The organism is Marisediminitalea alba, assembly GCF_002993365.1.
In the GTDB taxonomy this organism is placed as follows: domain Bacteria; phylum Pseudomonadota; class Gammaproteobacteria; order Enterobacterales; family Alteromonadaceae; genus Alteromonas; species Alteromonas alba.
The window spans coordinates 71865-84278 of sequence record NZ_PVNP01000192.1; the positions used below are offsets into that span (position 1 = coordinate 71865).

At 49.8% G+C, this 12414-nt stretch carries 9 protein-coding genes; 4 read left to right on the plus strand and 5 right to left on the minus strand.

Going from position 1 to position 12414, the window contains the following annotated elements; genetic code table 11:
- Positions 1–4 precede the first annotated feature (4 nt).
- Complete coding sequence (locus C6Y40_RS18275; RefSeq protein WP_105935843.1) at positions 5–922, minus strand: aminotransferase class IV; 918 nt, start codon at positions 920–922, stop codon at positions 5–7.
- 301 nt (positions 923–1223) lie between these two features.
- Between C6Y40_RS18275 and C6Y40_RS18280 the strand changes: the two genes are divergently transcribed.
- Entirely contained in the window at positions 1224–1946 is a 723-nt protein-coding gene (locus tag C6Y40_RS18280; RefSeq protein ID WP_105935844.1) for a sulfotransferase-like domain-containing protein, read from the plus strand.
- 238 nt (positions 1947–2184) lie between these two features.
- The gene (gene rhaT, locus C6Y40_RS18285; protein WP_205664797.1) at positions 2185–3237 is read left to right on the plus strand and encodes an L-rhamnose/proton symporter RhaT; all 1053 of its coding nucleotides are present in this window, start codon (positions 2185–2187) and stop codon (positions 3235–3237) included.
- A 58-nt stretch (positions 3238–3295) separates the two neighbouring features.
- Here the strand turns inward: rhaT and C6Y40_RS18290 are convergent, their stop codons facing one another.
- Both C6Y40_RS18290 and topA read right to left on the minus strand, forming a co-directional pair.
- The gene (locus tag C6Y40_RS18290) at positions 3296–3844 is read right to left on the minus strand and encodes a DUF2058 domain-containing protein (RefSeq protein WP_105935846.1); all 549 of its coding nucleotides are present in this window, start codon (positions 3842–3844) and stop codon (positions 3296–3298) included.
- Between the two features lie 13 nt (positions 3845–3857).
- The gene (gene topA / locus C6Y40_RS18295; protein WP_105935847.1) at positions 3858–6491 is read right to left on the minus strand and encodes a type I DNA topoisomerase; all 2634 of its coding nucleotides are present in this window, start codon (positions 6489–6491) and stop codon (positions 3858–3860) included.
- Between the two features lie 382 nt (positions 6492–6873).
- Between topA and astB the strand changes: the two genes are divergently transcribed.
- Positions 6874–8214 carry an N-succinylarginine dihydrolase gene (gene astB / locus C6Y40_RS18300; RefSeq protein WP_105935848.1) on the plus strand — a complete coding sequence of 447 codons (1341 nt, stop codon included), beginning with the start codon at positions 6874–6876 and terminating at the stop codon, positions 8212–8214.
- Positions 8215–8272: 58 nt separating this feature from the next.
- On the opposite strand, the gene C6Y40_RS18305 is transcribed toward astB, so the two are convergent.
- Positions 8273–10495 (minus strand): Ig-like domain-containing protein, encoded by a 2223-nt coding sequence (locus C6Y40_RS18305; protein ID WP_240622010.1) that lies wholly within the window; start codon positions 10493–10495, stop codon positions 8273–8275.
- Between the two features lie 112 nt (positions 10496–10607).
- Here C6Y40_RS18305 and C6Y40_RS18310 point away from each other — a divergent pair, with 112 nt between their 5' ends.
- On the plus strand, positions 10608–11963 hold the full coding sequence (locus C6Y40_RS18310) for a dicarboxylate/amino acid:cation symporter (RefSeq protein ID WP_105935849.1): 1356 nt from the start codon (positions 10608–10610) through the stop codon (positions 11961–11963).
- Between the two features lie 180 nt (positions 11964–12143).
- Here the strand turns inward: C6Y40_RS18310 and C6Y40_RS18315 are convergent, their stop codons facing one another.
- Positions 12144–12404, minus strand: a complete 261-nt coding sequence (locus C6Y40_RS18315) for a hypothetical protein (RefSeq protein ID WP_146129606.1) — start codon at positions 12402–12404, stop codon at positions 12144–12146.
- Positions 12405–12414 lie beyond the last annotated feature (10 nt).

Here is a 12414-nt window from a genome sequence, read left to right on the forward strand (position 1 = left end):
GCGTTTATTGCGCTTCTGCCATGGCGTGATACAGCTCGCGGATTTTTTTCACCATGGCACCGGGTTTGCCCTCACCGATGGTTCTGCCGTCAACATCGACCACCGGCGTTTGTGCGCCAAAAGTGCCGGTAACAAACGCTTCATCGGCACTGTACACATCCACCAGGGAGAAGTTCTTTTCAAATACCGGGATACCGTTGGCCTTGCATACGTCGATAGTTTTCTGCCGGGTTATGCCTTTCATGGCGTAATCACCGGTGGAGGTCCACACTTCGCCTTTACGAACAATAAAGAAGTTAGTTGAGTTACAGGTACTGACAAAACCATGAGGATCAAGCATCAGAGCTTCATCAGCACCGGCTTTATAGGACTGGATCATTGCGGTTATACAGTTAATTTTACTGTGTGAATTTAAGCGCGGATCCTGAACATCAGGGTGGCCACGACGCACGTGAACGGTAAACAGGTTAATGCCCTTCTCCACCGGCACCAAATCCTGCGACTTGTATTCAGCAATGATCACTATGGTTGGCCCCCACAGGCTCAGACGCGGATCCTGATAAGGGGTTTTCTTCGGCCCCCGGGTAACCATCAGTCTGGCATGCACGCCATCGGTCATACCATTGGCATCTACCGTTTGTTGCAGCGCCGCTTTCAGTTCGTCACGGCTTTTGCCGATGTCCATATCCAGCGCTTTGGCACCGGCAAACAGACGGTCGAGGTGATCGTCAATAAAAGAAAACCTGCCTTTGTGTAAACGCAGGCCTTCCCATACGCCGTCCCCCAGCATAAAGCCACTGTCGTACACCGACACTTTAGCCTGATCCCGGGGCACCAGCTCACCGTTGATATAAATTAAAATATTCTGATTACGTTCGTCATCGATGGAGGCATGTGCGCCGCCCGCTTTATGTTCCTGCATGGCTTCCTCATTGCTGTTTTAATTGACACTTTTATTGTGACCAATGAAGTATACTTCAGCCCATACCTTTTAACCGATAAACCCGGTGTTCAACATACGCTCACCAGCATAAACGATTAAAAGCAAGTAAATCACGGCGTTACCCTAGCATTTTCCTGCTCGCAAAACAAAATATTATATTGTATAAAATATTAAAAATAGACTTGAAAAAGTACCGCCCGCCCGATTATGCTTGCCGGTATCGTGCATTTACCACCGGTCAGCAAGTAGTGGCCGGTAACAGATAAAAAGGAAGTTACCCATGCGAATAGCCATGTGGTCTGGCCCGCGCAATCTCTCTACCGCCATGATGTATGCTTTTGGCGCCCGCGCCGATTGTGCGGTATGGGATGAGCCATTTTATGCGCCCTACCTGAAACACAGCGACCGGGTGCATCCTATGCAGGATGAGATTTTTGCCCGCGAAGAGACCGACCCGGTGGCAGTGGCAAAACGATGTATTGGCCCTACCCCAGAAAACAAACCGGTTTTTTACCAGAAACACATGCCCCATCATATGCTTGAATCGTTTCCGCTAGACTGGCTATCAGAAGTGTGTAATGTGTTTTTAATCCGTCATCCTGCGCGGGTGATCACCAGCTACCATAAAAAGAACGGTGCACCCTGTCTGGAAGATATCGGTATCCGCGCCCAGTGTGAGCTATTTAATAAAATTGTCTCGGAGTCGGGTCAGTATCCTATCGTCGTAGACTCCTCGGATATTCGTCAGAATCCACCGGTGATGCTGGAAAAGCTGTGTAATGCCATTGGTATTCCCTGGGACCCGGCCATGCTCAACTGGTCTGAAGGCGGCCATCCCAATGATGGTGCCTGGGCAGAGCACTGGTATCCGGAAGTCTGGAAAAGTACTGGCTTCGCACCGGCCGAGCCCCCCATACCGGAACTGCCCGATGCGTTGCAAGGGGTACTGAAAGAAGCTCAGCCTTATTATGAACAGCTGGCGACTCACAAAATAGCGCCTTAATGTACCTTTGAGTTAATCATTCAGCGGGGCTGGTGTTTCCTTGCCAGCTCTACCATCTCAGCATCTTCCCCACCCAAAGCAATCAACTTCAATCATAAAATTACACAATAATGATTATTTGTGATTATTTTTGTGTATAAATGTTTATTAATTGTGTATTCTCTCCCTGCATGTGTATTTTTTGTAAATTGTTCACCTAAAAATTACAAAACAATAAGTAAAGCAGGAGTAAGGAATAATGCAGAATCCATTGCTTGGGGTGTTCTTTCATTGGTTGGGAGGCTTATTTTCTGCCAGCTTCTATGTACCGTATAAACGGATCAAAGGCTGGTCATGGGAAATATTCTGGCTAACCGGTGGGATTTTTAGCTGGCTGATTTGCCCCTGGCTGTTTGCCTGGGTACAAACCCAACAATTGTTTGAGGTATTAAGTACAACGTCATTCAGTGTATTACAACAATGCTTCCTATGGGGGCTGGGCTGGGGCTTTGGTGGTCTGACTTTCGGTCTGGCGGTCCGGTATATGGGGATCTCATCCGGCATGGCGATTGTACTGGGTCTGACCACCGTTTTAGGCACCCTTGGACCACCGGTTTTCGATGGTACTATCGGTAAGGTGCTGGCTACACCAAGTGGCCAGTTTGCCGTATTAGGCACCTTTTTAACCTTACTCGGCGTCATTTTAGTAGCCAGGGCCACAGCCGAGAAAAACCGCAGTCTGGGCAGCCAGTCTGAAGACGCTATTGATATGAAGAAAGGCCTGATAATTGCGCTCTTTTCAGGGGTGATGTCGTCGTGTTTTGCGTTTGGCATTGCCGCCGGTAAACCTATTCGCGAACTCACGCTGGCCGCCGGCACCGACCATCTGTGGCAAGGCTTGCCGGTACTCTGTGTAGTCCTGGCTGGCGGGTTAACCACCAACGCCCTGTGGTGCGCCTGGCTGATCCACAAAAATCGTTCGGTAGCTGAATTTACCGGCCATACGCAGCAAAATAACCAGCGACTGGCTTCTAACCGGGTTCTCAAAAACTACCTGCTGGCAGCGCTGGGGGGATCCTTCTGGTACTTTCAGTTTTTCTTCTACACCATGGGCGAAAGTCATATGGGCGACTATGAGTTTTCCAGCTGGACCATTCACATGGCCAGTATCATTATTTTCTCAACCCTGTGGGGGCTGGCATTAATGGAATGGAAAGGCGCAAATCGCAAGAGCAGAATGTTACTGCTAGTGGGCATCTCCTTGCTCGTATTGTCGACCATTCTTATCGGCGTGGGCAATTCATTACAATAAACCGTCACCATCAAAAAGCCCGCATAACGCGGGCTTTCTTAGTCCTGAAAAATAGCCTTTACCAGGTTAAATCATCCGGAATTTCGTACTCTGCATACCAATCATCTTCGGCAGATTTTTGTTTATTCTCTTCACGAAGATCGGCACGATATATCACCACGTTCGCATCACGTTCGGCAATTTTATCAGCAACTGGTGTCGGTATCAGCGCATAGTCATCGTCCAGTCTGACCACTGCTAAGCGTGCATCCACCACCAGCTTATGCACTGCGTCACTGACATACATCCGCTTTACCACGTTGTTGTCGGTAAAGTTGAGAACGGTATCGCCATTGCCTTTCGGCTGTTGGTTTACCGTAATCAGCTGGCGGATTTGCGCCACCACGGCTTTTTTCTCAAGCTCCGCCTGACGCTGCTGATTAAGCTCGCGATCACGCTGCTTTTTTGCTTCAGCGGCCTGCTGAGCGGCCAGTTTATTTTCGTCCTCACCAACCGCAGTGCCTTTGTTTTTAAGTTTTTGCTTTTTACGTTTATCGGCTCTGGCCTGTTTGGCTTTGGACTTATCTGCCAAACCGGCTTTGAGCAACTGGTCCTGTAATGATGCCATAATCGGTGTCTGCCTACTTTTTCTTAGTGTCTCTGGCTTGCCATTTACCGTCCTGATACCAGGCAGACCAACCGGTGGCTTTGCCCTTAGCATCTTCGGTCATGACATATTGCTGCTTGGTCTTACGACTGTAGCGAACAATTGCCGGGTTACCGTCCGGATCGGTTTTCGGTGCATCGGCCAGGTAATAAAACTTGGGCGATATACGATCTCGGAAGCGGGCCAGCTCCTCCACCTTAGGCGCTCTGGTTTCCCGCGACTTGGGGAAATTATGGGCGGCCAGGAAAATACCGGAGGCGCCGTCTCTGAGCATGAAGTGAGCGTCACTTTTCTCACACTCTAGCTCCGGTAAATCAACCGGATCTTCCTTCGGTGGTGCAGGCTCACCGCTGCGTAATAATTTACGGGTATTTTTGCATTCACTGTTAGTACAGTCGAAGTACTTACCAAAACGACCGTTTTTGAGCTCCATGTCGCTGCCGCACTTGTCACACTCAATCAACGGACCATCGTAGCCTTTAATTTTAAAGGTACCGGCTTCAACGTAAGTCCCCGGACATGCTGGTGAATTACCACAAACATGGAGTTTGCGGGTTTCATCAACCAGATAACTGTCCATGGCCGTGCCACACTCCGGACAGCGGCGTTTAGCGCGTAAATCTTCGGTTTCCTGTTCGTCGTCGTTGTCGACTTTAACCACTTCCTCACCGGAGGTCAGGTTCATGGTATTGGTACAACGCTCTTTCGGCGGCAGGTTGTAACCAGAACAGCCTAAAAACACGCCGGTACTGGCCGTACGCACGTTCATAGGACGACCGCACTTATCGCAGTTAATGTCTACCGGTACTGCCTGATTGGGGCGCATACCGCCCGCTTCGGCTTCCTGTTCGGCTTGTAGCAACTTGCTGTAAAAGTCGCTGTAGAACTTATCCAGTACGGCTTTCCAGTTTTCATGACCTTCGGCGATTTCGTCCAGTTGCTGTTCCATGTTAGCGGTGAAATCGTAATTCATCAGGCCATCAAAGTTTTCCATCAGGCGATCGGTGACGATCTCACCCATTTTTTCAGCATAAAACCGTTTGTTTTCAAGGCGTACGTAGCCTCTGTCCTGAATGGTTGAGATAATGCTGGCGTAGGTAGACGGCCGACCGATACCCCGCTTTTCCAGTTCCTTAACCAGCGAGGCTTCGTTAAAACGCGCCACTGGTTTGGTGAAGTGCTGTTTCGGATCCAATTGTTTAAGCGCCAGCTTATCGCCAGGGTTAACGTCCGGCAGCAGTTTGTCTTCTTCTCCTTTTTTGCTTTTCTGTGGCTGCACTTTGGTCCAGCCATCAAATTTGAGTACCCGGCCTTTGGCGACCAACTCAAACTCACCGGCTTTTACTTTCACCGTGGTAGCATCATATTTGGCCGGTGTCATCTGACAGGCCACAAACTGACGCCAAATAAGCTCGTAGAGACGCTGTGCGTCGCGTTCCATGTCTTTTAGTGTTGCGGCCAGGGTATTTACGTTAGACGGTCTGATGGCTTCGTGAGCTTCCTGTGCGCCCTCTTTGCTACCGTAGCGATTTGGAGAGGCTGGCAGGTACTTAGCACCAAAGTTATCGTCGATGTAACCACGGCAGGCATCCAGTGCTTCCTGGCTGAGGTTGGTTGAATCGGTACGCATATAGGTAATATGACCCGCTTCGTACAACCGCTGCGCCATCATCATGGTTTTCTTTACCCCAAAACCGAGACGGGTACTGGCCGCCTGTTGCAGGGTAGAAGTGATAAACGGTGCCGACGGACGGCTCTGGGTAGGCTTGGACTCACGGCTAACCACTTCATAGTCAGCCGGCTTGAGCGCCGCCAGCGCTTCATCAGTTTGCGCTTTATTAACTGGTTTAAACGGCTTGTCGCTCTCTTTTACCACCTGCATGCGCAGTGCATCACTGGCTGCGGTGGTCAGGTCGGCATGCACATCCCAGAATTCTTCCGGCACGAAGGCCTTAATTTCACGCTCGCGCTCAACGACCAGACGCACAGCTACCGACTGTACCCGTCCGGCGGATAATCCGCGGGCTATCTTTTTCCACAACAACGGCGACACCATAAAGCCCACCACACGGTCGAGGAAACGACGTGCCTGTTGCGCTTCTACGCGGTCCTGATTGACATCACCCGGATGTTCAAAGGCTTCCTTGATGGCGTTTTTGGTGATCTCATTAAACACTACCCGCTGATAGGTTTTGCCTTTCTGGCCCAGGATCTCCTGCAGATGCCAGGCAATGGCCTCCCCCTCGCGGTCCAAATCCGTTGCGAGATAGATGGTGTCAGCATCCTTGGCGAGCTTTTTCAGCTCGTTAACGACCTTTTCCTTGCCCTCTAACACCTGATAGTGCGCTTTCCAGTCTTGCTGAGGGTCGACCCCCATGCGGTCAACCAGCTTTTTATACTCGTATTCACGCAGGTATTTGGACTTGGCATCGTCAGACAATGTTTTCAGTTCTTTGGCTGGTTTTTTCGGCTCCACCTTGCCGAGCGCCCTGGTCGGCAGGTCGCGTACGTGGCCCACGGAAGATTTAACAATAAAATTTTTACCAAGATATTTATTTATTGTTTTGGCTTTGGCCGGAGACTCGACTATGACTAGTGATTTTGTCATAAATAAGAATTAAACCTTTGAATAATTTAAATTTTAGATAGCAAACCAGGAAGAAAATAAGGCAATTACACTCACATAGTCTGGCGCTTCTTTTTTTAACATATATCTACAAAGTGAATGGAAAACAAGTTCTTCTTCATACTTATTCGTAAAGTTTATTTTTCACCCACCCAAAATAGTGTATTTTTTAACCACTGCGATTGGCAGCGTAGTTAAAACACGTATAATGCGCCGGGTTGTCGCAAATAACGGCAGAAATTACAACACTTAAATAAAAAAAAGTTGTACTTATATATAGCGTAATCATAGGCGCTGTCTGGTTATTCTGCCCCTTTGCTCAACAACATGTGTACCAAATGACTAAAAATTAAGGCAGGTTGTCATGCAACATTGTGAAGCGAATTTTGACGGGCTGGTTGGCCCTACCCATAACTATGCCGGATTGTCTTTTGGCAATGTCGCCTCTTTTTCTAATGCGAATGCTATCAGCAACCCCAAGGAAGCCGCCAAACAGGGCCTGCAGAAAATGAAAGCGCTAGCTGATATGGGTATGGTACAGGGCGTGCTGGCACCCCAGGAACGCCCTGATATCGCTACCCTGCGCCGTTTGGGATTTGCAGGCAGCGATGCCAAAGTGCTGGAACAGGCAGCCGCTCAGGCCAGAGAAGTGTTTCTGGCCTGTTGCTCGGCCTCCAGTATGTGGACCGCCAATGCCGCCACCGTTTCACCCAGTGCCGATACCGCCGATGGCCGGGTCCATTTTACGCCTGCCAACCTGACCAGTAAATTTCACCGCTCATTAGAGCCACAGGTCACCGGCAATATTCTTAAGGCAACCTTTGCCAACAGCAAATACTTTGCTCATCACGCTCACTTGCCTGACAATGACCATTTCGGCGATGAAGGCGCGGCCAACCACACCCGTTTATGCAGTGCCTATGGCCATGCTGGTGTTGAGGTTTTTGTATACGGCCGTCATGCGTTCCGCCATGATTTGCCCCAGCCAACCCGCTACCCTGCCCGACAAACGTTTGAGGCCTGTCAGGCCGTTGCCCGGTTGCATGGTCTGAGCGACGAAAGTGTGGTGTATATCCAGCAAAATCCCGAGGTCATCGACCAGGGCGTATTCCATAACGATGTGATCGCCGTAGGTAATCAAAATGTGCTTTTTTATCATGAGCTTGCTTTTTATAACAGTGAAGCTGCACTGGCTGAGGTAAAAGCCAAATTCGGCGACAAACCGCTCCACTTTATCAAGGTAAAAAGTGATGAGGTTGGCCTGCAGGACGCCATTAAAACCTATCTGTTTAACACGCAACTACTCACCTTACCCGATGGTAATATGACCATTGTTGCGCCGTCAGAGTGTGAAGAAAACGCCACTGTTGCCGCTTATCTGGCTGAGCTGGTTAACCGTGATACCCCCATCAAAAGCGTTAATTACTTCGATGTAAAGCAAAGCATGCGCAATGGTGGTGGACCGGCTTGTTTGCGTCTGCGCGTTGCCCTGACCGACGCCGAACTGGCCGCCGTCAACCCGAGTACCGTTATGAATGATGCGCTGTTTACCCGCCTCAATAGCTGGGTAGACAAGCATTACCGTGACCGCTTAACCGAGCAGGATCTGTGCGATCCGCAGCTGCTGGTTGAGTCTCGCACGGCACTGGATGAACTAACGCAAATCTTAAAGCTGGGGTCGGTTTATCCGTTCCAGCAAGCATAATCATCAGCGCAAAAAAATGCCGGCAATTGCCGGCATTTTTATTGGTCTCAGTCACTGCTTACAGAGTATCACCACAATTTGCACTTACACCCCAGGGACTTGAAGGTGGCGGCGCCCCTTGTGTAGAGCGGTCTTCGGTAGACACGCTCAGCCAGTAATTCATTGAATCCACCGACTCTGTGCCGGATGACTCACCGCGGGCACTAATGGCCAACTGTACCCATGCACCATATTGTTTCGGATAGTTAAGGTTGATCAGGGCCTGACCGTTTTCATCGGTGTTGGCATCGGCATCAATAGCGCCTACGTTACCCGGGGTAAGCTGACCGTCACCATTAAAATCTTCACCTGCATCCAGTCGGCCATTGCCGTTCAAATCTTCATTCGCGCAGACAGCGGTTGTCACTGAGTAGTAGATAGAATCATCCTCATCCCATAGCCAGTAGCCTTTAGCATAAGCTGCATCATTAGTGGTTTCAGCCACCGGCGTAGCACTAAAGGTTAACGCTGCGCCGCTAACCGGGTTTGCGTCAGCATCGGTAACAAATACCGAGAACTCTTTGCGGTAAGAAGACTGCTGCGGTGCTTCAATCAGGTTACCGGTGCCTAAAGAGATATCAAAAGGACGGTCACCCACAGTGAGTAAGGTAGAATCTTCAACCGTTGGCTCATCGTTTACATAAGCACGCACTTCAACACTTTGATAGGTACTCACCGCGTTAGACTCATAAACGGTTGTGGCAATACCACGACGGTCTGTGCGGCTTTGAGCGTCGGTCAGATTACCGTTAGACACATCATTGACTTCAAAGTTAACCAGCTTGTTACGCACCCGGTTGCCGTCGGCATCCAGAACCACAGCAGAAATGGTGCTGGTCTGACCGTCAGGACCAATCGAGTCCGGCGTAGCATCTACGATAATGGTTTCTGCATCGGTAGCAATAAAGGCAATCTCAATTTGCGTGGAGACCTGCACACCTGCGCCATCTGTACCGGTGGCAGAGATAGTTGCCAGTCCGGCATTACCTGAACTTACCGTAAGATCTGCGATACCACTGCCATCGGTCACCGCATCTGCGCTTACCACTGAACCACGTGAAATAGCAAAACTTATTGAACCGCCGGCAAATGGTGCCGCGTCACGTAACCAGCTAACCTGTAGATTGTAATCGGTATTAAGCGGAATATCCTGATCAACATCATTCACATCCGGTGCATTAACAAACACAAACTCATCCTGCTGCACTTCAATAGCGAAGCTGCTTTCAGTGTTAAGAGCGTTAGCGAATACCGTAAAGGTGCCCGCAGCAGGCGCGGTAAAGGCCACCGTAGCGCGCCCTTCAGCACTGGTTTGCGGTGCTGCATCATCCAGCGTGGTGGCCGTCACGTCGGTTCCTGATTCATCTTCCACCCGCAACGTCAGTGTTTCACTGGCGATGCCCACGTTGTCGGAGTCCTGCAGGCTGACCGTAAGGCTGACACTGTCGCCGATGATTGCTGATGTAGTGCCGTTAATCTCGATTTCCGTTCCCACCACATTGATGCTCAGGGTTTGTATGAGCGTTTGTTCGCCACTCACCGTCGCGGTAACGTTAATAGTGCGGTTTTCCTTGTCGCCACCGGTACGCAACATCACAATAGCCGTGCCGTTTTCATCGGTGACAGGCTGCGTTTCAGCAATAGCGGCGTTGTTGTCGGCAGAGAATGTTACGTTGACACCGTCGAGCAGGATATTCTGTGCATTCTTAACCACTGCCCAGACTTCTACTTCATCTGAGCCGCTTGAGGATAACTGTGACTGACTGGCAAACAGTTCAAGAGATTCCGGTGTTTCCACATTGGCCGTGGTGCCACTGGAACTAAAGCCAATACGGGCCGTCTCTCCGGTTTCCAGCGCCGCCTCTACCGCACCGGAGCCAGATAGTTCTCCCACAATAAGGGTAATGGTCGCCACCCCTTCATCGTTGGTCAGCGCCGTGCCCGTATCGTTTGAAAAGCGGGCCAGGTTGGCAACGGTAAAGCTAAAGGTCACTACCGTATTAGCAACCGGGCTACCGCCACTGTCGGTAACAGTGGCTGACAGGATGAGTGGTGAGTCACCGGTGAGTGACGTACTGGTATTACCGTTACTGTCGGCAAGTGCAAGACTCACAGAATAAGTAGGATCGGGCGTATTGCCCCCGGTATTCTCTTCTCTGGAGACTGAACCACCGCCTCCGCAGGCAACTAGTAATAATAGTGCCCATGTGGCGGCTATTAAGCGTAGAGATTGCATTTTCATCGTCTTCCCGGACCTCTTTACCGTTATTGGGTCATTTTAAGTATTTAAAACTGCTATGAATCTGGCACACTAACTAAGAACTATAAATAAAATAACATTTCAGGGAATTTACATGTCTCAGTCTTCACACAAGTACAGTTTAACTGCACGGATCTTTATCGGCATGGTAGCCGGAATCATTATTGGTGCGCTGCTTCAATTTATATTTGATGATAGCGGAGATTTGCGGTTTTCGATATTCTCAGTGGAAGTTTCCACGTATGGCATTTTGGTCGAAGGTATATTTTCAACGCTCGGGCAAATTTTTATTTCGAGCCTGAAAATGCTTGTTGTGCCATTGGTTTTTGTTTCTTTGATCTGCGGTACCAGCAGTTTATCTGAACCATCTAAGCTTGGCCGGCTCGGGGCTAAATCCATTGGCCTGTATATCCTCACCACCGCTATTGCCGTTACGCTGGCTATTATGGGCGGTTTGCTGGTATCCCCGGGCGAAGGGCTTAATCTGCAAAGCGAAACCACTTATGTCGCCAAGGAAGCGCCTTCGTTATCACAGGTTATTGTGGACATGTTCCCCTCTAATCCCATCAATTCAATGGCCGAAGGTAACATGCTGCAAATTATTGTGTTTGCGGTTTTACTGGGTGTAGCCATGGCAATGACCGGCGATGCTGGTAAACGACTAGCCGCGTTTTTCGAAGATGTTAACACCGTTATCATGCGCCTGGTGACCATTATCATGAATCTGGCACCTTATGGTGTGTTTGTGCTGATGGCTAAACTGTTTGCCACTATCGGCCTGGAAACCATCGGCGGATTGTTGTGGTATTTCTTCCTGGTACTGGCTGTGCTGGTTATTCATGCACTGGTGACCTACCCGGTATTACTCAAAGTTTTCAGCGGTATGAACCCGTTAATCCTGCTACAAAAGATGCGCGATGCGGCCCTCTTTGCATTCAGTACCTCAAGCAGTAGTGCCACGCTCCCGGTAACCATGGAAACCGCGCGCAATAAACTGGGCATTGGTAAATCTGTATCCTCATTCACCCTGCCTCTGGGCGCCACTATCAACATGGATGGCACCGCTATTATGCAGGGTGTTGCCACGGTGTTTATTGCTCAGGTTTATGGTGTAGACCTGTCTTTGGGTGACTATGTGATGGTGGTCTTAACCGCTACGCTGGCATCAGTGGGAACCGCTGGCGTGCCCGGGGTTGGCCTGATCATGCTGGCCATGGTTTTACAACAGGTGAACCTACCGGTTGAAGGGATTGCGCTTATCATCGGTGTAGACCGCTTACTGGATATGACCCGCACCGCGGTAAACATTACCGGCGACTGTACCGTAGCAACCATTATCGCAAAATCGGAAGGTGATCTGGATGAAGCCGTGTTTAACGATCCGGACGCCGGCCATCAACAGGAAGACGTAGACTTCGAACACTTTGATAAAAATAAAGAAAGTGCTTAAGCACTTTCTTTATCCCGGAAACGCAAAGGCGTTATCCGGGCCCCCCTTAACAGTTGGACTACGCCGATTACCTAAGCACTTTCTTTGTCCCGGAAACGCCAAAGGCGTTATCCGGGACCCCTTTAAAGTCTTACTCCCTCGGTACGCCAGTTTTCCTGACCTTACCAGGGTGACATGCAGTCACCGTTTGTTGTGTTTTCTTACCAACAGCCGGATACTTAAATTCAGTATTGCAGAGGGAATGCCGTACAAAATATAAACCACGGATCCCATCGGTGCACCAGTGCTCACTGGCGGTGTCTGGTCAGATGTTAACAAATCGGCATTCATCGCCACCAGGTGAATAATTGCAAAAGGCAACGCGAGGCATAAGATTGTCACCGCCATGCCTTCATATTTAGCCAGTTGATATGCCACCCACGCCGGCAGTATAAACACCATTAAAACGAAT

What these genes read in the sequence shown, in the direction of transcription:
- C6Y40_RS18275 (WP_105935843.1), bottom strand. Translation starts at nt 922, where the DNA reads ATGCAGGAACATAAAGCGGGCGGCGCACATGCCTCCATCGATGACGAA.
- C6Y40_RS18280 (WP_105935844.1), top strand. Translation starts at nt 1,224, where the DNA reads ATGCGAATAGCCATGTGGTCTGGCCCGCGCAATCTCTCTACCGCCATG.
- rhaT (WP_205664797.1), top strand. Translation starts at nt 2,185, where the DNA reads ATGCAGAATCCATTGCTTGGGGTGTTCTTTCATTGGTTGGGAGGCTTA.
- C6Y40_RS18290 (WP_105935846.1), bottom strand. Translation starts at nt 3,844, where the DNA reads ATGGCATCATTACAGGACCAGTTGCTCAAAGCCGGTTTGGCAGATAAG.
- topA (WP_105935847.1), bottom strand. Translation starts at nt 6,491, where the DNA reads ATGACAAAATCACTAGTCATAGTCGAGTCTCCGGCCAAAGCCAAAACA.
- astB (WP_105935848.1), top strand. Translation starts at nt 6,874, where the DNA reads ATGCAACATTGTGAAGCGAATTTTGACGGGCTGGTTGGCCCTACCCAT.
- C6Y40_RS18305 (WP_240622010.1), bottom strand. Translation starts at nt 10,495, where the DNA reads ATGAAAATGCAATCTCTACGCTTAATAGCCGCCACATGGGCACTATTA.
- C6Y40_RS18310 (WP_105935849.1), top strand. Translation starts at nt 10,608, where the DNA reads ATGTCTCAGTCTTCACACAAGTACAGTTTAACTGCACGGATCTTTATC.
- C6Y40_RS18315 (WP_146129606.1), bottom strand. Translation starts at nt 12,404, where the DNA reads ATGGTGTTTATACTGCCGGCGTGGGTGGCATATCAACTGGCTAAATAT.